The organism is Pseudomonas brenneri (genome assembly GCF_007858285.1).
In the GTDB taxonomy this organism is placed as follows: domain Bacteria; phylum Pseudomonadota; class Gammaproteobacteria; order Pseudomonadales; family Pseudomonadaceae; genus Aquipseudomonas; species Aquipseudomonas brenneri.
On record NZ_VFIL01000007.1, the window covers coordinates 1 to 20,531 of the forward strand.

Consider the following 20,531-nt stretch of genomic DNA (forward strand, 5'->3'; position numbering starts at 1 on the left):
TCTTTTCGGTCACTTGATTGACCGCTTGGATTTTGAATTCTTCGGGATAACGTGGGTTGCTCATGGCACCTCCTGATTGGCCTCAGTTTAAGGCAAAGAGGTGTCTACGAAACCCGGGGCGATTCAACTACCCGGATGTGGACATGCTCACGGTGAATGGCGCAGCGAATGACAGCTGGCTTGAGCTTTACTATGGAAACTCAGGACTGGTAGAAGACTTGATTCTGTTAAAAAATCAGGTAGATCCTAAAAACCTCTTCAGGCACCAGATGTCGATCCCGCTCGCACGAGACAAGAACAAACAATAAGAAATACATACTCCCAGCGGCACGCGCTGTTTCACCCGTGCGCGCCGTTGGGACATCAATCATGTCCGTGAAAGAGCCACTGTTGCCGGTCAGCCCCCTCAAAAGTAACCAACAGCGCTTCATGAATCTGAATGCAAGGTACGATGCCCTCAGTGCGTCGCCTCTCTAGCAACGCTCTGGCCTTGTATATGTCGAAAATCTGTCCCGAATCCATCAACGCGAGGATCAGTTCGTCTGAGATTCGATAATGCCCACAACCTGGACAATCTCGCTCTTCCCATGGGCCGTCGCACATAACGCGTTCTGCAGCACCAACACAAATCAGGCATTTCATATGCGATCACTATTTTATTTTTGTATGCGGATCGATCCAAGCGGTTCACGACTGCCTGGACCTTCACGTATGACTTGCTCTCGTCTACCTTGCGTTCTTGCCCATGTATCGAAGGCTTACTTCCACCTGCATTGTCTTGGGTGGCGTGACAGCCCCCCCAAGAACAAACATACACAGCCCTCCCAATCACGACTGCCGACTGCATCTGACCGTCGACGGCCATGGCACTTCATTGCACATCCACGGGCCAGGTACCACGACGTACCATCTCCCGGACACGGTCGGCGCCATTGGCCCGAACCAGCAACTCCATGCGGGCCTTTTCGATGTCCTCGGCGCTCCATTGATCGGTCGCCATGGTGGCCTTTTCATGAGACCAGCCGTTATCGTAATGGCGTACCACAAACTGCTGCTGGTATTCCCACATCGGTGTCCCAGGAATCGGGGTGACAATAAACGGATTGGCATAGGCCATACCGGCCCCCATCAGATTGACCGCGTAGTCTATGGTCCGCTCGATCAGTTCCAGGCTCTCTACAAAAGCCTTTTGCCCCGGCCCGCCGGGTGGGTTGACGAAGCCCAGCATGAAACCTCCGGTAACCTGGATCCCGTGCTCGGTAAAAATCTCTATGAGTTCGAACGTCGAGTGTTGAATCGCGTTCAGTCGAGACTTGTTGGAGTTAACCAAGCTGTCTTCGTTGGCGCTCTCCACCGCGAGATAGATGTTGTAGCAGCCATTTTCGGCAATCGAGCGAATGAACTCCCTTGCCGTAAGCCCTCCTTTGACAGCGTCGATCACATTGCGAAATTGTGGATTTTTGCGCTCTTTCTCATCCATCTGCGCGATAAAGGGTTCGCCCAGGTGCAGCAGTATCAGGTTGAAAAGACTCAACCCACCTTCCTCGACCCAGGGCAAATCATGTTTTTTCAGCAGCCGGCCGACCTCCATGGCATACAGCGGGTCGTGCATCAGGTGATCGTCCTCGATCAGGACTTCGGTCACGCCCTGTTTGACCAGGTCAGCCAGGTGCAGATCAAACCAGTCCAGGCCGAGTGCACGCCACGGGCCGTTGATTTTCGGGATGTAGCAAAAATTACAGTTCACGTTGCAGCCAATCGTGGAGAAGATCTGCGCCCAGGCGCCGTGCTTGCGTACCCGGGCACCTGATGAGTGATAAGGCTGCAAGTAATGGCTCATGTCCAGAAAGCTGAAGTCCGGTAATGGCATGAGGCCAAGTCGCTCATCGAGATCCTGGCGCTTGGGGACGATGCTCAGGTAGCTGGATTTATGGGTGGGGCGAACCAGTTGCACATGACTATCGCGGTAGGCCACCCCAGGCACGGCATTAATGTTCGTACCCTCGTGGGTCAAGGCATCAAGCAATAACGTAAAGGCACGGTCGGCTTCATTGATGAGCGTAAAGTCGAAGGCCGAATCCAGCAGTGCGTTTTTCCAGTCACCACTGGAGTGGGCGCCACCGGTTACCAGCACCAGATTGGGATCGATGGTTTTCACCAGTTCTGCCAGCGCCCGTGCATTGCCCCATTGCACCGTGTAATTGCATTGAATGCCGACAATATCGGGCTGTGCGGTTTCGATGATCTCGCGCATCTGCGCATCGGTCAGGCCGTAGCGGATCAGATGCCCCTGATCGACCTTGACCAGACTGGACTCCTGGGACCAGCCGGCAAAAGGTGCATCGACAATTTGCACCTCATAACCGGCGCGACGGGCCACCGTGGCGATGCGCAACAGGCCAATAGGGGTACCGGCGCGTTTCATCACTTCAAACGTATCAATGCCAATGCGGGCGAACGCGCTGTCGTGAGGTGTGGGTTCAATCAGACGTGTGTAGGGTGGCACGAACAGCAATACGCGAGGCGGCTCACCATTGGCGCGACGGCGGATGCCAGTACGGCTACTGAGTAGCGATGGCTGTCCTAGATGGTTGAGCAAGGGCCGCGTGGGGGCGACCGAAAAACTGGGCCCGTTGCTTTCGATCCTCATGGTTCCCTGCGAAGCGATCAAATCCATTTGCCTGTCTCCTTAGTTGGTCGATATCACCGTGAGGTCTTGCGTGACCGGGAAGTGGCAATGACAGCCCCCGTGATGATCAGTACTGCGGGAATTATCAGGATCGGCTTGGCATCGCTTTGCCCCACGGCAATAAGCAGCAGGGTGGAGAACAGCGGCGCCAGGTAAGACAAGGCGCCAAGCATCGCTAGGTTTCCGTGTTTGGTCGCGTGATCCCAGGCGAAGAAGGCCAGACCCACTGGGCCCAGCCCCAGGGCGATGATTGCTGCCCATTGGCCGGCGTCCGGCCGCACCGTGGTTTCAAAAGCCAGGTGGCAGAGCAGCCCAGCCACTGCGATCAGGCCGCAAATGCCACCGATGATACTGCTTGGGACATTACTGAAACGCCGGTTGACCACCGAATAGATCGACCAGACCCACGCGCAGGCAAAGGCTGCGGCGTAACCGATAAGCGGCATGCCGACGCTTTCACCCTGTGCACGCTGTTGCATGATGAAGGCTGTCCCCGCCAGGCCGAGCAAGGCTCCCAACAGTTGGCGCTTGCGCAGCGACTCGCCAGTAGAGAACCCTGAGAGCAGGACGATCAATAGCGGCCACAGGTAGGCAATCAGGCTGGCCTCAGCCGCCGGTGCGGTCTTCAGGGCAAAGAAATACAACGAGTGGTAGATAAAGATGCCGGCGAACCCCGTTGCCCATACATACCAGGGCTGTCGCCAACTGCTGAACCCCCCAGCGCCACGCAAGCCGAGCGTGCAGAGACTGGCCACGAACGCGACGGCGAAACTCGATGCCAGCAACTGAAAGGCCGGGATTCCGGCGGTCAAGGTGGTCAGTAGCGCCAGGCACGCCCACAGGAACACCGCAATCACGCCAATCAGAGTGGCACCTACGGCGCCTTTGGTGATGGTGATGGATGCGTTAGTCGTGTTCATACAAGCCCGTCTGCGGATAATCCTGATACGGGGACAATAGATAGGTTGTACGAGGACGTATTGATCGAGCCCGCTAAAAAATTGTTCAAGTCTGCTGCTTTTAGTGGTCGCGCGCTTGCTTGCGCACCGAGGCAGGGGTCAGGTTGCGGGCTCTCTTCAGGGCATGGCTCAGTGCACTCTGGTCGGCGTAACCGGCGCGATGCGCAATATCAGTGATCGACAGAGCGGTCTGGTGCAACAGGTCGATGGCCAGATTGAGGCGCAAGGTCGCTATATGGGTAAACGGGGTGATTTTCAGGTGCCGCCCGAACAGGGCATACAAGCGCCGCTCGCTGGTGCCAGCGTTACGGGCAATGTCATGCACTGTCATGGGCGTACTCAGGTGCTGTTCGATGTAGGCCAATGCCCTGGCGAGGATAAACTGCCCGGGATCGTTCGGTGCAACCTCTGGCTGCAATAAAGAACCCAGCAGCAACCGGCTCCATGACTCAGCCATCGTGGGCGAACTGATCAACCGTGGTCCATTACTGCTTGCGTAATCGAGCAAATGACGGATATCGGGCCTGACCGCAAAAAAGCGTTTGTCATCGAGAGAGTCAAGTAACTGTACGGTGCTTTTGTGTCCATCGGCACGCTGAGTCAATACGTCCAGCACCAGGAAACTGTTATGGGTATTGGCCAGGAATGTATGCCGGACCCCGGAGGCGATCACCACGCCCTGGCTCGCATCGACCTTGCCGCCACGTCCATCGACCTCAATCTCCATACAACCGGACTGGGGCAGGACTATTTGATGAAAGTCGTGTTCGTGAAGCTCGACCTGACCAGAATAGGAGCGCAGAGCCAGAGAGAATGGTTGGGGGGGCGTAGCGTTCATCCATCACTCTCCATAATCCGAGGCGCTTATCTTACGTCAACGGTAATTCCAGGAACCAGTCTGCTAACGGTAGCAATTACGTTCGGGTAACTGCGGTTAACTTGATCACGTGTGAACACAAGAATTACATCTCTTCCTGAGACACGATCTTCGACAGGCATAAGCACGTGCTTGACGTAGTCGTACAGATCAGAAAACCCAATCTGACGTTTTTACACACTCTGGGCCGAAAGCAGCCTTCCAGAAGGACGAGCCACGGGCATCTCAGCACCGCCCTACTCTTCTTTAGCGCAAATAACGCTTATCAAACCAGAACGGCTCAATCGTCTCGAGTAAATGCGTCTGAACCTGCGGATGCGCCGCGTTAACTAAATAATTAGTCGCATGCGGAATCAACGCAGACGGCACTGGCAACAGCAATTCCCCTCCGCCATCCAGCCAACGATTACCCACCACCTGCGAAGTCGGCTCATTAGCCTGCCATCCAACTGGTAACGCTGGTGAAGCCCCCATCGACGCTCCCGGAGCAACGTCGATGCGGGTCAACTGCAACGTCGAAGGAATGTTTGCCAGGCTCAGGCGCATGTGCGCCAGCACTTCCACCATCGCCAATGCAGGATGTTCAGCCGCGTAGATCACGGAGCGTGGCAAGGTGTGCCAGCGACCATCAGTGTGATGACCACCCAGCCCGCTCAAACCAGGAAAGGCTGAAATACGCCACAACTGCATCAGAAGATGCCGTGGGCGGTACGACGTATGTGAGACTCGATCAAGCGTGCGCCTGAGTCCATTACCGACAACTGCATGGGCGAAATTGCGGGTTGGCCGGGCAGGTAATCGGCCGGAGTATTCAGCCACAGCAATGCTGCGCCTTCGTCGCCACCAAACAGTTCGACCGCCTCGGCGTACACCCGCGTCAAGCGAACCACTCGCTCGGACTCGGCTTCGCTGAAGCGGGCATTGTTGCTCAGCCGGCGTCGGATGGTGCTTTCTGGCGCGACCAGTGAGGACGATAACTTTAACTTGCTGGCGACGCGTTTGTAGCTGTGGGTGGAAATACCATTGACCACAATACGCACGGCATCTGACTCTGAAGCGAGCTTGATATCCAGCAGACGCGCCATTCGCCCGAAGACTGTGTCCACTGGGGTTTTAGGTTGAAGTGCAGCACTCATAGAATTCCCTCCATTTGATCGAATTTATACGCCAAATGACGGATAACGTACAAGTGGCGGAACCCGGGTAGCGCTTCCAGCAAGACGAGCGGTCTGAGGCTACCCGATCAAGTGCTTGGTTACGACGTGGAGAGGGCCCAGAAGGCTTCCCAAGGGCCTTTGGCTGTGGCCAAGATCGTCTGCGTTTGTACCAGGCGCACAGAATCCAGCTGCCAATCCGGCACCCTCAACCCACGATTCCCCAACCCTATCGCCAACAACTGCCCCGCCTTGATTTCCCGACTCACCTGTTCCCGCGACTTACCCGCCAACCGCGCAAACTCTGGCACCGTCAAATTAGTCGGAGCCTCATACGCCGCCAGCATTGCCTGACGCTCACGCTGAATATCCGAAATCGCCGGTTCCGCCTCCTTTACCGCCCCCTCCTCCGACGTGCTCAGGCAGGCAGCAACAGCCTCAGCATTAGAGGGTGCCAACACCCTTTTCGACGCAGCCGCCACGTCATAGACCAACGAAGTGCTAGCCGCACCTACCGCCTCCGGCAGCGAAGCTGTCCCCTCCAACCGAATCGTCAACGGCGAACTCGCGGCCTCATGTTTACCCTGCGCCCACAGGTCCAGCCGATTCGCCCAATCTTGCATCATGGTGCGGCGCTGTTCGATGTATCTGGCGTGGTTGTAGGTGCACTGACTGGATCCGGATCTGCATGGGAGAGCTGCGCATCAATCCAGTTTTTGGGATAACCAATCTCGTGCAGCGCGGTGGAGATCGTCGCGCGCATGCCATGCTCGGTGAGCAGGTCGGCATAGCCCATCCGATGCAATGCATTGTTCAGCGTGTTCTCGCTGATTCGCAGCTTTAAGTTGCTGCGATGTGAGAGCAAAAACTTTTGTGCGGGTACGACCTGGTCAGTTCGTCAGATACAAATCACAAACTATGTGTTCGCGGGTAAAATGGCATAATATGCCAATGATCGAAAGAACCTGTTTGCCCAGAGCTGGAGCTAAAGATGGCGACACGAAACGTTGTGCTCACCCCTCACCAGGAGCAGGTCATCCATGACCTGGTGCAGTCCGGCCGCTATCAAAATGCCAGCGAAGTGATGCGAGAAGGTTTGCGGCTATTGGAGCAACGCGTCGCCGAAGACACCGCCAAAATTGAGGCCCTACGCCAGGCGACCTCGATCGGCCTCATGGACCTTGAGCACGGGCGCTTTGCTCAGTTGAACAAAGGGGATCTGGAGCACTACCTCGAGGGCTTGAGCCTTGAGGCAACCATCCCCGCGAGCGAGAAACACTGAGCATGCCGCAGTATCGGATTTCCAACGCGGCGCGCGCCGACATTGTCGACATCCTCAGGCTCTCCCAGACGCAGTTCGGCGATCCAGCACGCCAGCGCTACCAGGCACTGATCCTCGCGGCGCTGCAAGCGATTGCCGACACGCCTTATCGCATTAGCAGCCACGACCGCGATGAGCTTGCACCGGGCCTTCGCAGCTATCACCTCATCTATTCACGCCAGCAGACCAAACAAACCCATGGAACGGTCAAAAGCCCACGGCATATCATGTTCTATCGTGTGGCAAACGACGACGTGATCGAGGTCGTCCGACTTCTTCATGACGCCATGGAAGTGCAACTGCACCTACCCAACGACTGATCACCGACCTGGCCTAAAGACTTAACCGGCCATGAACAGCGAAGGTAAGGCGCCCCCTCGACATCTCAAACTGAGTGCCCTGGCTGTCAGCCAACTCGGCGACCAATTGAAGCGGGAGGTTCTGGGTCCGACCGGACTTTCGAGACCCATGACCAGAAACACGACGTTCAACTTTGCGTACCACTTTCAATGCTGAACAACCGTTTCTTAGGCGTTTTCCGTAGCTAGGCGCCTGGCATTACGTTCCAGCTGCCGATGGACACGCGGATCAATGCCCCTAGCCATCAGTACCCGCGCAACATCACGCAAAGCACGAGCATCTCGTAAGCTAAGTTCAGGATAGGCACCGAGAGAAATAAGGGGTTGCTTACCCGCCCTGGAAAAACGGAAGTGCCAGCACTTGATGCCTTTCGTATTCACGAAAAGGGCGAGGCCGTTGTAGTCAGGGAGGGCGTAGTCCTTGGCAAGTGGCTTGGCGTGCCGGACTGCCATATTGGTGAGAGCCATCGTACATTCTCCGTCTCGTTTGAATAGAGGAGATTTGTACGGTTTTCAGAGAGGCGAGTCCCACGAAAAAATGATCCACCAAACACCGGATTAATGTACTAAAAAATGTACTAAAAAAACGTAGCTGGTAGTGCTTTCGAGTGGAACTTACTGGAACGAAAAAAGAGGCCGAAGCCTCTTTTTTCAGTTTCTGCAAACTTCAATAGAAGCCTGTAGAACAATAATTGGAGCGGGAAACGAGACTCGAACTCGCGACCCCGACCTTGGCAAGGTCGTGCTCTACCAACTGAGCTATTCCCGCGTCTTGGTGGTGTGCATTCTATAGATTCCAGAACACACGTCAACCCCTTGATTCAAAAAAGTTTTATTTCTTTTCAACCGTCGTGCGCAGATGGGGCCAGGCGGCGCGCAGGTATTGCAGCATGGACCACAGGGTCAGGCCCGCGGCGATCAGCAGCAAGGCGTAGCCCAGCAGGACCCAGAAGGTGAAGTTCGACGGGTTGGCCAGCAGGATGACCAGCGCCAGCATCTGCGCGGCGGTTTTCCATTTGCCCATGTTGGACACGGCCACGTGGGCCCGTGCGCCGATTTCGGCCATCCATTCACGCAGGGCCGAGACGACGATCTCGCGACCGATGATCACGGCAGCTGGCAGGGTCAGCCACAGGTTGCCGTGTTCCTGGACGAGCAGCACCAGGGCTACGGCGACCATCAGCTTGTCGGCCACAGGGTCGAGGAACGCGCCAAACGGCGTGCTCTGCTCCAGGCGTCGTGCCAGGTAGCCATCCAGCCAGTCGGTCGCGGCCGCGAAGGCAAAGACCGAACTGGAGGCCATGTAGCTCCATTCATAGGGCAGGTAAAACAGCAAAATGAAAATCGGAATGAGCAGGACGCGTAGAACGGTGATCAGATTAGGGATATTCATCGGCACAACTGGCTACGAGGTGAGAGGGCATTCTACTCGCTGTGTAGGTTTGCATAAATCAACTCAGCAAGCTTTTTACTGATACCGGGGGCTTTGGCTATTTCTTCAATGCTGGCACGGGACAATTCCTGCAAACCACCAAAATGTTTCAACAGTTCGCGGCGCCGCTTTGGCCCTACGCCCGCCACCCCTTCCAGGGTTGAGGTGCGTCGGGTTTTGCCACGTCGGGCGCGGTGGCCAGTAATGGCGAAACGGTGAGCCTCGTCGCGAATCTGCTGAATCAGGTGCAACGCCGGTGAATCGCCCTTCAAGGTGAACTCATGGGCCGCATCATTCAAGTACAACGTTTCAAAACCGGCCTTGCGCGTCGCGCCCTTGGCCACGCCGAGCAGGATCAGGTCGGGCACCGCCAACTCGTTGAGTACGTCACGGGCCATGGACAATTGGCCCTTGCCGCCGTCCACCAGCAGGATATCCGGCAGCTTGCCCTCGCCGTCCTTGAGTTTGCTGAAGCGTCGGGTCAGGGCCTGATGCATGGCAGCATAGTCGTCGCCAGGGGTGACGCCTTCAATGTTATAGCGTCGATAATCGGACTTGATCGGCCCTTCCGGACCGAAGACCACACAAGACGCCACGGTCGCCTCGCCGCTGGAATGGCTGATGTCGTAGCACTCCAGGCGTTGCGGCGGCTCGTCAAGCTTGAGTACGTCAGCCAGCGCTTCAAAACGTGCGGCCACATGCTGGCGGTTGGCCAGGCGCGCACTCAGGGCCTGTTCGGCGTTGGTCACCGCCAACTGCTGCCAGCGCGCACGCGTGCCGCGCACCCGGTGACTGATGTCCAGTTCACGGCCACGCAGTGCGTGGATCGCCTCGATCAACGCAGGGAAGTCTTCGTGCACCACGTTGACGATCAGTTCGGACGGCAGGTCGCGCTCGGGGCTGCTGACGTAGTACTGGCCGAGGAACGCCGCCATGACGTCGGCCACCTCCTCCTCGATTCCCGTCTGCGGAAAGAAGTTCTTGCTGCCCAGCACCCGGCCGCCACGCACACTGATCAAGTGCACACAGGCGCCGCCAGGATTGACGAAGGCCGCAATCACATCCACGTCACCGGTGCCGCCTTCCATGCTTTGCTGGTCCTGGACCCGGCGCAGTAAGGACACCTGGTCGCGCAGCTCGGCGGCCCGCTCAAAGTCCAGGACACTGGCCGCCTGCTCCATGGCACCGGACAACTCGTCGGCCAGGGCATTGCTGCGCCCTTCCAGGAACATCACCGAGTGACGCACGTCCTCGGCATACTCCTGCGGCTCGACCAACCCCACGCAGGGCGCCTTGCAGCGCTTGATCTGGTATTGCAGGCACGGGCGGGTGCGGTTCTTGTAGAAGCTGTCTTCGCACTGGCGCACAAAGAACGTCTTTTGCAGCAGGCTCAGGCTCTCGCGGATCGCCCCGGCGCTGGGGTATGGACCAAAATACTTGCCCTTTTGCTTCTTCGCCCCGCGATGGATGCTCAGGCGCGGAAAGTCACCGTCCGACAGAAACACGTACGGGTAGGACTTATCGTCACGCAACAGAATATTGTAGGGCGGCCGCCATTCCTTGATCAGCGTCTGCTCAAGCAGCAGCGCCTCGGTTTCATTGGCGGTGATGGTGGTTTCGACCTGGGCGATCCGCCCCACCAGGGCGGCGGTCTTCGGCGCCAGGCCGGTCTTGCGAAAATAGCTGGCCAGGCGTTTCTTGAGGTTCTTGGCCTTGCCGACATACAGCAGGCGCGCCTCGCTGTCGAACATGCGATACACGCCGGGCCGACCACTGCAGGTTGCAAGAAATGCACTCGGATCAAACGCGGCTGTTATTTCAGTGGCTTGCATTTCAGGCGCTGGCGTCCACCATGCCGTGGCGAACCGCCAGCAAGGTCAGTTCAACATCACTGCTGATGGATAGCTTCTCGAAAATTCGATAACGGTAGGTGTTCACGGTTTTCGGCGACAGGCAGAGCTTGTCGGAAATCGACTGGACCTTCTGGCAGCCCACAATCATCAAGGCGATCTGAATCTCGCGCTCGGACAAGGCATCAAATGGTGAGTCGCTGACAGGCTGAAACGACTTGATCGCCAGTTGCTGGGCAATCTGTGGGCTGATATAGCGTTGGCCGGCGAATACCAGGCGGATGGCCTGGACCATTTCCGCGAGCCCCGCGCCCTTGGTCAGATAACCGGCCGCGCCGGCCTGCAGAAGCCTGGTAGGAAAAGGGTCTTCTTCACAGACAGTGACCACGACGACCTTGATATCCGGATGACTGCGCAACAACTTGCAGGTAGCGCCAAGACCACCAATCCCCGGCATCTTGACGTCCATCAAAACCACATCGGGTTTCAACTCGCGCGCCTTGATCAGGGATTCCTCTCCCGACTCGGCCTGGCCGACTACTTGCAGGCCATCGATGTCAGCCAGCATTCGTGTAATGCCTGTACGAACGAGATCATGGTCATCGACTACTAGCACCCTAATCAAGCAGACACCTCGCGAAATGGTCTTATAGGTTGCTGAACACCTTAGCAAAAAACCAAGGCACAGACCTAGCTGAACGCGTCATATATATAGAGTTTCAATACGCTACGACCGCCTGCCGAGCGACAAACGGGGTTGTTTCCTGGGTAAAAGGTCAGGATTCCTTGAGGACCGGCCGGGTTTTTCCAGGCACCACAGAGGAATACTCTGCCAAGGTGCTGCTCAGCCTGCGGACAGCCAGCCAGACTCCATACGCCAGAAACAACCCTCCTCAGCGACAATACTCAGGCCCTTGCGCTGATAGAGTCTTTTTGCCGGATTGGTCTTGAATACGGTCAACCGCAAGTAACCCCGGCTTTCCGCCCTCGCCTTGGCGATCATCTGCTCCAACACCCAACTGCCCGCGCCCTGGCAGCGCAAAGCATCAAGAATGTGCAGTTCGCGAATGTACAACGCATGATCATCCCGGCTCAGGCTCACAAACCCCAGCAACCTGTCGCCCTGGCAGATCAACCAGTTCTCCCGCCCGGCCCAGGCGGTATCGAAGCCTTTGTCGGACCACGTCAGATCGTACTGTCGATAGTAGTGATCCATCGCCTGATGCGTCAGGCTGCGCGCAAAGGCCAGGTGTTGATCCGATGCAGCCCTGAGCGTGAATGCCATAACAGTGTGCTCCATGGCATCACAGCGCGACTGACCAGCCACTCCAGTTGCCTGCCTCCCTGCGCGCGATGACCAGGGCATCGCCGACACCTGACGCAGCCGCAATCAATGCGCCGTCGGCGCCCCAGATCGCGCTACGTCCGGCACATACCCAGCCACCGGACGGCCCGCCATGGTTGGCCATCAGCACCACCATCGAGTGTTCGCCAGCATAGCCCTGGAGCAACGCACTATCGGCAGCGTAACCACCGTCGCTGATCAAAACGCCTGCCGCATAGACTGTGGCCCCGAGCGCCGCCGCATCACGCGGATGGCTGGCGTGGGAAAAGTCAGCGCAAACCGCCAGGGCGATCCGGTCATCACCCCATACCAACGCCTCGCCACCCTGTCCCGGCATAAATGCCAGTTCTTCACCGGAGTGCAGATGTTGTTTGCTGTACACCGCCAACGAACCATCGGCGGCCAGTACCAACGCCCCAATCAGCACCCCAGTGCTCGACGGCAAGCGAATGGGCATGCCGACCACCGCCGTCATGTTCAGCTCACGCGCCATTTCCCGCAGCGGCGTCAGTACCGCGTCGTTCGGCGCGATCGCCAACTCCATTGCCAGGAAAGGTTCATAGCCGGTCAAGGACAGTTCCGGGAACACCAGCAATTGCACGTCGTGCTCGGCAGCAGCGACCATAAATGCCAGGTGGCGCTCGATATTCGCTGCCAGGTCGCCAGCGATGGAGCAGGTTTGGGCACTGGCAAGGGTCAAGGTGGTCATGGTCGCGTCCTGGCAATGGGTGTGAGTATCCATCCAGCATATCGGGACTTGCGTCATAGCGCTAAGTCACTCATCGCGATAGAAATTACTGATTGAATCCAGCAGCGTGCCTCAGTTAAGCTCCACCCCATCATTTGGAGAAACACCATGTTGCAACTCACCCTCACCCAGGCTCGCCCTACTGCCAACGCACAGCGTTCGGTCGTGGCTACCCGCGTGAACGGTTTGAGCGCACTGGTCAGCTTTTATTTTGGGTATTGGTTTAGCCACTGGCGCGCCTGATACCTGAAATCGGCGCCCACTACTCAAGGGGTCGCCTGCCAGAGAAATCTAACCCCCGGTCGGCTCCCCGACCGGGGGTTTTGTTTTTTCAGCCCTGAACATTTTTTGCTACACACCGAACTTAAAGGGAATCACACCATGAACTACACCACTTATTACCGTTACGACACCTGCACCGCCTGGCGATTTAGCAAGCTCCGTTCGGGACAGCCTGCCGCCTCCGATCGGTCACCTATTGGTGGCAAGCCAACACACGCAGCCAATACGGCCAATTGTCGAACACCCCAGTAGGGCAGAGCGTGCGGGAACAGCCCGCCGCTTGCCCAGGAAGCCGAAACTATGAACTCCTCCATCGCCGCCCTGCCCGTCACCACCCTGTCCAGCGCCAATGAAGCGCTGACCCAGCGCTTGCCCAGCGCCCTTGAGCTCAAGCACCAGTTGCCCCTGAGCCCGTTCCTGACCGAGCAAGTCAATGCTCATCGCCAGGCTATCCGTGCAATCCTCAATGGCGAAGACAGCCGATTGCTGGTCATCGTCGGACCCTGCTCGATCCATGATCCTGAATCCGCCATGGAATACGCGCGCAATCTGAAGAAACTGGCCAATGACGTCAGTGACCAGATGTTGCTGGTGATCCGCGCCTACGTCGAAAAACCGCGCACCACCATTGGCTGGAAAGGCCTGGCCTACGACCCGCACCTGGATGGCAGCGATGACATGGCCGCTGGCCTCAGCCTGTCCCGGGAATTGATGCGCGAAATGCTGCGCCTGGGCTTGCCGGTCGCCACCGAGCTGCTGCAACCGATGGCCGCCGGTTACTTCGAAGACGTGCTCAGTTGGGTCGCCATCGGCGCGCGCACCACCGAATCGCAGATCCATCGGGAAATGGCCAGCGGCCTGGGCATGCCTGTCGGCTTCAAGAACGGCACCGATGGCGGCGTGGCCATCGCCTGTGACGCCATGCGCTCCGCAGCCCACCCGCACCGCCACTTCGGCGTCGACAGCCAGGGGCATCCGGCGATCATCCAGACCCCAGGCAACGCGGACACCCACCTGGTGTTGCGTGGCGGCCACCGTGGTCCGAACTACGACCGCCAGAGCGTGGCCCAGGTCAAGACCGACCTGGCCAAAAGCAAAGTGGCCACGCGGATCATGGTCGATTGCAGCCATGCCAACAGCGGCAAAGACCCAATGCGCCAGCCTGCAGTCTTCAATGATGTGCTGGAGCAACGCCTGCAAGGCGACACCTCGCTGATCGGCATGATGCTGGAAAGTCATCTGTTCGAAGGCTGCCAGCCGCTCAGCCCGTCGATGCGCTACGGGGTTTCGGTGACCGACGGTTGCCTGGGTTGGGACGGCACCGAGCAGTTGTTGCGTGAAGCGGCACAACGCCTGCGCGACCACGCCTGAGCTACCGCTATCGCCGGCAAGCCGGCGATGGCTTTACATCAGGTACCGACGCAAATCAGTGGAACTTTGCCGGGAAATAACCGCCTGAATCCGGTAGGCTCACCTTTTTTATTCAAGGAGTTACCCACCATGGCCAAAGCCACCGCCCGCCACATCCTGGTTGCCACCGAAGACAAGTGCAACGAACTCAAAGCCCAGATCGAAGGCGGCGCTGATTTCGCAGAAATCGCCAAAGCCAACTCCAGCTGCCCATCGAGCCGTGATGGCGGCAACCTGGGTTCGTTCGGCCCAGGCCAGATGGTCAAGGAATTCGACACTGTCGTATTCAGCGCCCCGGTCAACACCGTGCAAGGTCCGGTGAAAACCCAGTTCGGTTACCACCTGCTGGAAGTGACCAGCCGCCAGGACTGATCAGCGTCTTAGCAAACCACAACGGCCCGCCTTTTGGTGGGCCGTTGTGTTTGTGCCCCGGCGGGGTGACTGGCGACCCGCGCGCGGTTAGGGTACAAGTCCCCTTCCTTCTTCACCCGGCGCTCAAGGCTGATAATGCGACTGGACTTCCTCACGTTAGTTGGCTCTACCCTGGCCCTGCTGCTGGCGAGCACGGCATCGCTCGCGGCCCCTCAACACGCACTGACCGTCTACGGCGAACCCGCCAAGTACCCTGCCGGCTTCAGCCACTTCGATTATGTAAACCCCGAGGCGCCCAAGGGCGGCAGCCTGAAGCGTTCGGCCCTTGAGGTCGGTCGTTTTGACCATGTGCTGCCCTATATCGACAAAGGCATCGGCGTCAGCCAAGTGGACGGTTGGGTGTACTCGCCCCTGGCCTACCGCTCGCTGGATGAGCCCTATACGGTCTACGGCCTGGTAGCGCAAAAGATGGAGCGCGCCGAGGACGGCTTGTTCCTGCGGTTTTTCCTCAACCCCAAGGCGCGGTTTGCCGACGGCAAGCCCATCACCGCCGAAGACGTACGCTACAGTTTCAACCTGCTGATGACCCAGGGCAGCCTGCGCTTTCGCACGCTATTCGCCGACGTCAAGCACGTCGAAGTGGAAGGTCCCCTGCAAGTGCGTTTTGACTTTTCCAGCAATGAAAACCGTACCCTGCCCCTGGATGTCGCAACCCTGCCGGTGTTTCCCGAACATTGGTGGAAAGATCGCGACTTTGCCAACGGCGGTGGTTATGAAGCCCCTCTGGGCAGTGGCCCGTACAAGGTCAGCAAGATCAACTCCGGCAGCACCATCACCTTCCAGCGCGACCCCGACTGGTGGGGCAAGGACTTGCCCGTCAACCGCGGCCTGTACAACTTCGACCGCCTGAGCCTGGAGTACTTCGGCGATACCGAAGTCGCCCGCCAGGTCCTGCGAGGCGGCGCCTACGACTTCAACCGTGAATTTTCCGCCACCGGCTACTCCATCGGCTACAACGGCCCGGCCCTGGATGATGGCCGCCTGCAACGCGCGCACCTGGCCAAGGACGCGCCGCAATCGTCCCAAGGCTACGTGTTCAACCTGCAAAAACCGATGTTCCAGGACCGCCGCGTACGCCAGGCCCTGGCCATGCTCTGGGATTTCGAGTGGGCCAACCGGCAGATGATGCGCAACCTGTACATCCGCCAGCAAAGCTACTTTTCCAACAGCCCGCTGGCTGCCACGCAACTGCCCGACGCCCAGGAGCTGGCGATTATCGAACCCTTGCGCGGGCAAATCCCCGACGAAGTCTTCACCCAGGTGTTCAAGGCGCCAACCACCGACGGCAGCGGGATGATCCGCGACAAGCAGTTGCAAGCCCTGGCCCTGCTGGAAGAAGCAGGCTGGACGCCCAAGGGCGACAAACTGGTGAATGCCGCCGGCGAGCCGCTGGAGTTCACTTTCCTCAATGTGCAAAACGGCCTTGAACGCCTGCTATTGCCTTATAAGCGCAACCTGGCGCAGATCGGCATCACCCTGAACATCCGGCGCATCGACTCCTCGCAGTACGTCAACCGGCTGATGAGCCGCGACTACGACATGATCGTCAGCGGCTTTCCCGTCACCACCTCGCCAGGTCTTGAGCTGTACAACTACTTTGGCTCAGCCGCCGCGTTCGACCGAGGTGCCAACAACTACTTCGTCTTGCAGAACCCGGCGGTCGACACCCTGATCACCGGCCTGGTGCGCGCCACCACCCAGGCGCAGATGCTCAGCTACGCCCATGCCCTGGACCGGGTGCTGCAATGGAACTACTACTGGATCCCCAATTACTACCCGCCCGGGACCTCGGCCGCCTGGTGGAACCGCTTCGGACGCCCGGCCATCGCGGCCAGCAACGACGAAGCGCTGGAGTCATGGTGGGAAGTCAGCCCGACACCCTTGACCAATGAACAGATGAAAGCCGAGCTGGACAAGACCCGAGGTACGCACTGATGTTTGCCTATATCGTGCGGCGCCTGCTGCTGATCATTCCGACGCTGGTGATTATCCTGCTGGTCAACTTCGTCATCGTCCAGGCCGCGCCCGGCGGGCCGGTGGAACAGGCCATCGCCCATCTGCAAGGCATCGGCGGCGCAAGCGTAGGTGGCGCGTCCGGCGACGGGGTCAGCAGCGGCTCGCGGGCCAGCCGCGGCCTTGACCCGAAACTGATCAAGGACATCGAAAAACAATACGGCTTCGACAAGCCAGCCCATGAACGCCTGTGGCTGATGCTCAAGAGCTATGCCCAACTGGATTTCGGCAACAGCTTCTTTCGCGGCGCGACGGTGACCGACCTGATCCTGGAAAAACTGCCGGTGACCCTTTCCCTCGGCCTCTGGGCAACGCTGATCACCTACCTCGTGTCGATCCCCCTGGGCATCCGTAAGGCGGTGCGCCATGGCAGCAGTTTTGATGTTTGGAGCAGCACCGCCATCGTCATCGGCTACGCCATGCCGGCGTTCCTGTTTGCGATGTTCCTGATCGTGGTCTTCGCCGGCGGCACCACGCTGAACTGGTTCCCGGTGCGCGGCCTGGTGTCGGAGAACTTCGAGCAACTGAGCACCGTCGGCAAGATCGCCGATTACTTCTGGCACCTGGTGCTGCCCGTCACCTCCCTGGTGATCGGCGGGTTCGCCACCTTGACCATTCTCACCAAAAACTCGTTCCTCAATGAAATCACGCGCCAGTACGTGGTTACGGCGCGCGCCAAGGGCCTGAGCGAACGGCGCGTGCTCTACGGCCATGTATTTCGCAACGCCATGCTGCTGGTGATTTCCGGAATCCCCCAGGCGTTTATCAGTGTGTTTTTTGCCGGTTCACTGCTGATCGAGGTGATTTTCTCCCTCGACGGCCTCGGCCGCATGAGTTACGAGGCCGCCGTGTCGCGGGACTATCCAGTGGTCTTCGGCTCGCTGTTTATCTTCACCCTGTTCGGCCTCTTGATAAAACTGATCGGCGACCTCTGCTACACCCTGGTAGACCCGCGTATCGACTTCGCCGCGAGAAACGCCTGATGCTCAATCTGTCTCCCGTGGCCCGTCGGCGCTTCGAACGTTTCAAGCAAAACCGCCGGGGCTGGTGGTCGCTGTGGCTGTTTATCGGCCTCTTCATCCTGACCCTGGGCGGCGAGTTGATCGCCAACGACAAGCCGCTGGTACTCAGTTACCAGGACGAACTGTACTTCCCGGTGTTCAAGCGCTACACCGAACAACAGTTCGGCGGCCAGTTGCCGTTCCAGGCCGACTATCGCAGCGACTATGTGCAGCAACTGATCAAGAAGGACGGCGGCTGGATGCTGTTCCCGCCAATCCCGTTCAGCGACGACACGCCCAACTACGAGTTGACCCGCCCTGCCCCCAGCCCGCCTTCAGCGGTGAACTGGCTGGGCACCGACGATCAGTCCCGGGATGTGCTGGCGCGGGTGATCTTCGGCGCTCGGGTGTCGATCCTGTTCGCCCTGGCCCTGACCGTCATCAGCGCCACCATCGGCATTGCCGCCGGCGCCTTGCAAGGCTATTACGGCGGCTGGGTCGACCTGCTCGGCCAGCGCATCCTGGAAGTCTGGTCGGGGCTGCCAGTCCTGTACTTGCTGATCATCCTCTCGGGGTTTGTCGAGCCCAACTTCTGGTGGCTGCTGGGGATCATGGCGCTGTTTTCCTGGCTGGCCCTGGTGGATGTGGTGCGCGCCGAGTTCCTGCGTGGGCGTAACCTGGAATACGTGAAAGCCGCACGCGCCCTGGGCCTGGGTGACGGCAAGATCATCCGCCGGCATATCTTGCCGAACGCGATGACCGCCACCTTGAGCTACCTGCCCTTTATCCTGACCGGGGCGATTTCCACCCTCAGCGCCCTGGATTTCCTCGGCTTCGGCATGCCCGCAGGCAGCGCGTCCCTCGGTGAATTGATCGCCCAGGGCAAGCAGAACCTGCAAGCGCCATGGCTGGGATTGACCGCATTTTTCACCCTGGCACTGATTCTATCGCTGCTGGTATTTATCGGCGAGGCGTTGCGCGATGCCTTCGACCCACGTTCATGAGTGAATCCGTATGAGCGACAACCTGATCGAGATCCGCGACCTGTGCGTCGCCTTCAGCGGCCAGACCGTGGTGCGCAACCTGTCCCTGGATGTTCGCCCCGGCGAGTGCCTGGCGCTGGTGGGTGAGTCTGGCTCCGGCAAGTCGGTGACTGCCCATTCGATCCTGCAACTGCTGCCCCAGGCCGGCACCACGACCACAGGCTCGGTGCGTTATCGCGGCCAGGAACTGATCGGTGCCGGGCCCAGCGCCCTGCAAAAACTGCGCGGCAACCGGATTGCGATGATCTTCCAGGAGCCGATGACCTCCCTCAACCCCTTGCACAGCATCGAAAAGCAGATCGGCGAAACCCTGCTGCTGCACAAGGGGCTCGGCGGCAAGGCGGCCCAGGCACGCATCCTTGAACTGCTGGAGCTGGTGGGCATCCAAAAGCCCCGGGAGCGCCTCAAGTCCTACCCCCATCAGTTGTCGGGCGGCCAACGCCAACGGGTGATGATTGCGATGGCCCTGGCTTGCGAGCCGGAACTGCTGATCGCCGACGAACCGACCACCGCGCTGGACGTCACCGTGCAGCGCAAGATCCTGCTGCTGCTCAAATCCTTGCAGCAGCGCCTGGGCATGTCGCTGTTGCTGATCAGCCACGACCTCAACCTGGTGCGCAGCATTGCCCAGCGCGTGTGCGTGATGCAGGCCGGGGAAATTGTCGAGCAGGCCGACTGCCAAGCCCTGTTCAATGCCCCGCAACACCCCTACAGCCGCCTGCTGCTGGACGCCGAGCCGGTCGGCACGGCACTGTGCCAGGACACGCGCGAAAACGTCTTGCAGGTCGACGGCTTGAGTGTGCGATTCCCCATCGGGGGCGGGCTGTTTCGCCCCAAGCAGTACCTGCAGGCGGTGGACGGCATCAGCCTGGACCTGCAACGGGGCAAGACCTTGGGGATCGTCGGCGAGTCCGGCTCCGGCAAGTCGACCCTGGGCCAGGCGATCCTGCGCTTGCTCGACTCCAGCGGCAGCATCCGCTTTCAGGGTGAAGCTCTCGACAGCCTCAACCAGAAGCAGATGCGCCCTTGGCGCAAACAGATGCAGGTGGTGTTCCAGGACCCATTCGGCAGCCTCAGCCCACGCATGTCGGTGCAACAGATCATCAGCGAAGGCCTGGAAGTGCATGCGCCGTGCAGCCTCAAGGAACGTGACGCGCAAGTGATCAAGGTGCTCGAAGACGTCGGCCTCGATCCGGCCAGCCGCCATCGCTACCCCCATGAGTTCTCCGGTGGCCAGCGCCAACGCATCGCCATCGCCCGCGCGCTGGTGCTGCGCCCGGCGCTGATGCTGCTGGACGAACCGACCTCGGCGCTGGACCGCACCGTACAAAAACAAGTGGTGACGCTGCTGCGCGAACTGCAGGAAAAGTATGGCCTGACCTACCTGTTCATCAGCCATGACCTGGCCGTGGTGCGCGCCATGGCCCACGATATGATCGTGATCAAGGATGGCCAGGTGGTCGAGCGCGGCCCGAGCCAGGAACTGTTCGACTCACCGCAACACCCCTACACCCAGGAGCTGCTCGCAGCCACACAACTGCCCTTGTAGGAGCGAGCTTGCTCGCGAAGATCGTTAACGATAGCGCGAAAAGCCTGCCACCCCGAGGGGTCCTCAG

Annotated in this window: 21 protein-coding genes, 1 tRNA gene and 1 pseudogene; 10 read left to right on the forward strand and 13 right to left on the reverse strand. The window is 59.0% G+C overall.

What is annotated here, in order from left to right; all coding sequences use genetic code 11:
• The first annotated feature begins 62 nt into the window (after positions 1–62).
• A complete protein-coding gene (locus FJD34_RS28855) occupies positions 63–308 on the forward strand; it encodes a BBE domain-containing protein (protein ID WP_090291284.1) in 246 nt (81 codons plus the stop codon).
• A 563-nt stretch (positions 309–871) separates the two neighbouring features.
• Here FJD34_RS28855 and FJD34_RS16295 read toward each other — a convergent pair.
• The 6 genes and pseudogenes from FJD34_RS16295 to FJD34_RS16320 all read right to left on the reverse strand — a co-directional run.
• Positions 872–2,677, reverse strand: a complete 1,806-nt coding sequence (locus FJD34_RS16295; protein WP_090291286.1) for a B12-binding domain-containing radical SAM protein — start codon at positions 2,675–2,677, stop codon at positions 872–874.
• Between the two features lie 26 nt (positions 2,678–2,703).
• On the reverse strand, positions 2,704–3,609 hold the full coding sequence (gene yddG / locus FJD34_RS16300) for an aromatic amino acid exporter YddG (RefSeq protein ID WP_065942850.1): 906 nt from the start codon (positions 3,607–3,609) through the stop codon (positions 2,704–2,706).
• Between the two features lie 100 nt (positions 3,610–3,709).
• The gene (locus tag FJD34_RS16305; RefSeq protein WP_065942851.1) at positions 3,710–4,486 is read right to left on the reverse strand and encodes an AraC family transcriptional regulator; all 777 of its coding nucleotides are present in this window, start codon (positions 4,484–4,486) and stop codon (positions 3,710–3,712) included.
• Between the two features lie 285 nt (positions 4,487–4,771).
• The gene (locus tag FJD34_RS16310) at positions 4,772–5,215 is read right to left on the reverse strand and encodes an RES family NAD+ phosphorylase (protein WP_065944069.1); all 444 of its coding nucleotides are present in this window, start codon (positions 5,213–5,215) and stop codon (positions 4,772–4,774) included.
• A complete protein-coding gene (locus FJD34_RS16315) occupies positions 5,215–5,661 on the reverse strand; it encodes an antitoxin Xre/MbcA/ParS toxin-binding domain-containing protein (RefSeq protein ID WP_083204894.1) in 447 nt (148 codons plus the stop codon). The genes FJD34_RS16310 and FJD34_RS16315 overlap by 1 nt, the downstream gene beginning before the upstream one ends.
• A 119-nt stretch (positions 5,662–5,780) precedes the next feature.
• Positions 5,781–6,571: pseudogene (locus FJD34_RS16320) on the reverse strand (tyrosine-type recombinase/integrase); the annotation flags it as partial.
• A 99-nt stretch (positions 6,572–6,670) separates the two neighbouring features.
• On the opposite strand from FJD34_RS16320, the gene FJD34_RS16325 reads away from it, so the two are divergent.
• The gene (locus FJD34_RS16325; protein WP_065944072.1) at positions 6,671–6,961 is read left to right on the forward strand and encodes a type II toxin-antitoxin system ParD family antitoxin; all 291 of its coding nucleotides are present in this window, start codon (positions 6,671–6,673) and stop codon (positions 6,959–6,961) included.
• A 2-nt stretch (positions 6,962–6,963) separates the two neighbouring features.
• A complete protein-coding gene (locus tag FJD34_RS16330; protein WP_090291287.1) occupies positions 6,964–7,320 on the forward strand; it encodes a type II toxin-antitoxin system RelE/ParE family toxin in 357 nt (118 codons plus the stop codon).
• Positions 7,321–7,527: 207 nt separating this feature from the next.
• Here the strand turns inward: FJD34_RS16330 and FJD34_RS16335 are convergent, their stop codons facing one another.
• From FJD34_RS16335 to FJD34_RS16365, 7 genes are all read right to left on the reverse strand, one after another.
• The gene (locus tag FJD34_RS16335; RefSeq protein ID WP_065944074.1) at positions 7,528–7,827 is read right to left on the reverse strand and encodes an Arm DNA-binding domain-containing protein; all 300 of its coding nucleotides are present in this window, start codon (positions 7,825–7,827) and stop codon (positions 7,528–7,530) included.
• Positions 7,828–8,052: 225 nt separating this feature from the next.
• Positions 8,053–8,128 (reverse strand) — tRNA-Gly (locus FJD34_RS16340).
• Positions 8,129–8,191: 63 nt separating this feature from the next.
• Positions 8,192–8,752 (reverse strand): CDP-diacylglycerol--glycerol-3-phosphate 3-phosphatidyltransferase, encoded by a 561-nt coding sequence (pgsA, locus tag FJD34_RS16345; RefSeq protein WP_029293776.1) that lies wholly within the window; start codon positions 8,750–8,752, stop codon positions 8,192–8,194.
• 32 nt (positions 8,753–8,784) lie between these two features.
• Positions 8,785–10,608 (reverse strand): excinuclease ABC subunit UvrC, encoded by a 1,824-nt coding sequence (uvrC, locus tag FJD34_RS16350; RefSeq protein WP_032861471.1) that lies wholly within the window; start codon positions 10,606–10,608, stop codon positions 8,785–8,787.
• 16 nt (positions 10,609–10,624) lie between these two features.
• Positions 10,625–11,266 carry a response regulator transcription factor GacA gene (gene gacA, locus FJD34_RS16355; RefSeq protein ID WP_029293774.1) on the reverse strand — a complete coding sequence of 214 codons (642 nt, stop codon included), beginning with the start codon at positions 11,264–11,266 and terminating at the stop codon, positions 10,625–10,627.
• A gap of 219 nt (positions 11,267–11,485) precedes the next feature.
• The gene (locus FJD34_RS16360; protein WP_032861426.1) at positions 11,486–11,926 is read right to left on the reverse strand and encodes a GNAT family N-acetyltransferase; all 441 of its coding nucleotides are present in this window, start codon (positions 11,924–11,926) and stop codon (positions 11,486–11,488) included.
• 19 nt (positions 11,927–11,945) lie between these two features.
• Positions 11,946–12,695 carry a carbon-nitrogen hydrolase family protein gene (locus FJD34_RS16365; protein ID WP_032861427.1) on the reverse strand — a complete coding sequence of 250 codons (750 nt, stop codon included), beginning with the start codon at positions 12,693–12,695 and terminating at the stop codon, positions 11,946–11,948.
• 147 nt (positions 12,696–12,842) lie between these two features.
• On the opposite strand from FJD34_RS16365, the gene FJD34_RS28640 reads away from it, so the two are divergent.
• The 7 genes from FJD34_RS28640 to FJD34_RS16395 all read left to right on the forward strand — a co-directional run bounded on the left by FJD34_RS28640 (position 12,843) and on the right by FJD34_RS16395 (position 20,464).
• Positions 12,843–12,977 (forward strand): hypothetical protein, encoded by a 135-nt coding sequence (locus tag FJD34_RS28640; protein WP_262975311.1) that lies wholly within the window; start codon positions 12,843–12,845, stop codon positions 12,975–12,977.
• A gap of 339 nt (positions 12,978–13,316) precedes the next feature.
• The gene (locus FJD34_RS16370) at positions 13,317–14,387 is read left to right on the forward strand and encodes a 3-deoxy-7-phosphoheptulonate synthase (RefSeq protein WP_032861428.1); all 1,071 of its coding nucleotides are present in this window, start codon (positions 13,317–13,319) and stop codon (positions 14,385–14,387) included.
• A 129-nt stretch (positions 14,388–14,516) separates the two neighbouring features.
• Entirely contained in the window at positions 14,517–14,798 is a 282-nt protein-coding gene (locus tag FJD34_RS16375) for a peptidylprolyl isomerase (protein WP_032861429.1), read from the forward strand.
• A 135-nt stretch (positions 14,799–14,933) separates the two neighbouring features.
• The gene (locus tag FJD34_RS16380; RefSeq protein WP_090291288.1) at positions 14,934–16,793 is read left to right on the forward strand and encodes an extracellular solute-binding protein; all 1,860 of its coding nucleotides are present in this window, start codon (positions 14,934–14,936) and stop codon (positions 16,791–16,793) included.
• The gene (locus FJD34_RS16385; RefSeq protein ID WP_032861431.1) at positions 16,793–17,854 is read left to right on the forward strand and encodes a microcin C ABC transporter permease YejB; all 1,062 of its coding nucleotides are present in this window, start codon (positions 16,793–16,795) and stop codon (positions 17,852–17,854) included. Before FJD34_RS16380 ends, FJD34_RS16385 begins: the two co-directional genes overlap by 1 nt.
• A complete protein-coding gene (locus FJD34_RS16390; protein ID WP_032861432.1) occupies positions 17,854–18,876 on the forward strand; it encodes an ABC transporter permease in 1,023 nt (340 codons plus the stop codon). The genes FJD34_RS16385 and FJD34_RS16390 overlap by 1 nt, the downstream gene beginning before the upstream one ends.
• Positions 18,877–18,886: 10 nt before the next feature.
• A complete protein-coding gene (locus FJD34_RS16395) occupies positions 18,887–20,464 on the forward strand; it encodes an ABC transporter ATP-binding protein (RefSeq protein WP_065944343.1) in 1,578 nt (525 codons plus the stop codon).
• The last annotated feature ends 67 nt before the right edge of the window (positions 20,465–20,531 follow it).

Coding starts and splice junctions, on each gene's coding strand:
- yddG (WP_065942850.1), bottom strand. CDS start 3,609: ATGAACACGACTAACGCATCCATCACCATCACCAAAGGCGCCGTAGGT.
- FJD34_RS16365 (WP_032861427.1), bottom strand. CDS start 12,695: ATGACCACCTTGACCCTTGCCAGTGCCCAAACCTGCTCCATCGCTGGC.
- FJD34_RS16315 (WP_083204894.1), bottom strand. CDS start 5,661: ATGAGTGCTGCACTTCAACCTAAAACCCCAGTGGACACAGTCTTCGGG.
- FJD34_RS16310 (WP_065944069.1), bottom strand. CDS start 5,215: ATGCAGTTGTGGCGTATTTCAGCCTTTCCTGGTTTGAGCGGGCTGGGT.
- FJD34_RS16295 (WP_090291286.1), bottom strand. CDS start 2,677: ATGGATTTGATCGCTTCGCAGGGAACCATGAGGATCGAAAGCAACGGG.
- FJD34_RS16395 (WP_065944343.1), top strand. CDS start 18,887: ATGAGCGACAACCTGATCGAGATCCGCGACCTGTGCGTCGCCTTCAGC.
- FJD34_RS16325 (WP_065944072.1), top strand. CDS start 6,671: ATGGCGACACGAAACGTTGTGCTCACCCCTCACCAGGAGCAGGTCATC.
- FJD34_RS16390 (WP_032861432.1), top strand. CDS start 17,854: ATGCTCAATCTGTCTCCCGTGGCCCGTCGGCGCTTCGAACGTTTCAAG.
- FJD34_RS16370 (WP_032861428.1), top strand. CDS start 13,317: ATGAACTCCTCCATCGCCGCCCTGCCCGTCACCACCCTGTCCAGCGCC.
- FJD34_RS28855 (WP_090291284.1), top strand. CDS start 63: ATGGCACCTCCTGATTGGCCTCAGTTTAAGGCAAAGAGGTGTCTACGA.
- FJD34_RS16385 (WP_032861431.1), top strand. CDS start 16,793: ATGTTTGCCTATATCGTGCGGCGCCTGCTGCTGATCATTCCGACGCTG.
- FJD34_RS16375 (WP_032861429.1), top strand. CDS start 14,517: ATGGCCAAAGCCACCGCCCGCCACATCCTGGTTGCCACCGAAGACAAG.
- FJD34_RS28640 (WP_262975311.1), top strand. CDS start 12,843: ATGTTGCAACTCACCCTCACCCAGGCTCGCCCTACTGCCAACGCACAG.
- FJD34_RS16360 (WP_032861426.1), bottom strand. CDS start 11,926: ATGGCATTCACGCTCAGGGCTGCATCGGATCAACACCTGGCCTTTGCG.
- FJD34_RS16335 (WP_065944074.1), bottom strand. CDS start 7,827: ATGGCTCTCACCAATATGGCAGTCCGGCACGCCAAGCCACTTGCCAAG.
- FJD34_RS16305 (WP_065942851.1), bottom strand. CDS start 4,486: ATGAACGCTACGCCCCCCCAACCATTCTCTCTGGCTCTGCGCTCCTAT.
- FJD34_RS16380 (WP_090291288.1), top strand. CDS start 14,934: ATGCGACTGGACTTCCTCACGTTAGTTGGCTCTACCCTGGCCCTGCTG.
- pgsA (WP_029293776.1), bottom strand. CDS start 8,752: ATGAATATCCCTAATCTGATCACCGTTCTACGCGTCCTGCTCATTCCG.
- FJD34_RS16330 (WP_090291287.1), top strand. CDS start 6,964: ATGCCGCAGTATCGGATTTCCAACGCGGCGCGCGCCGACATTGTCGAC.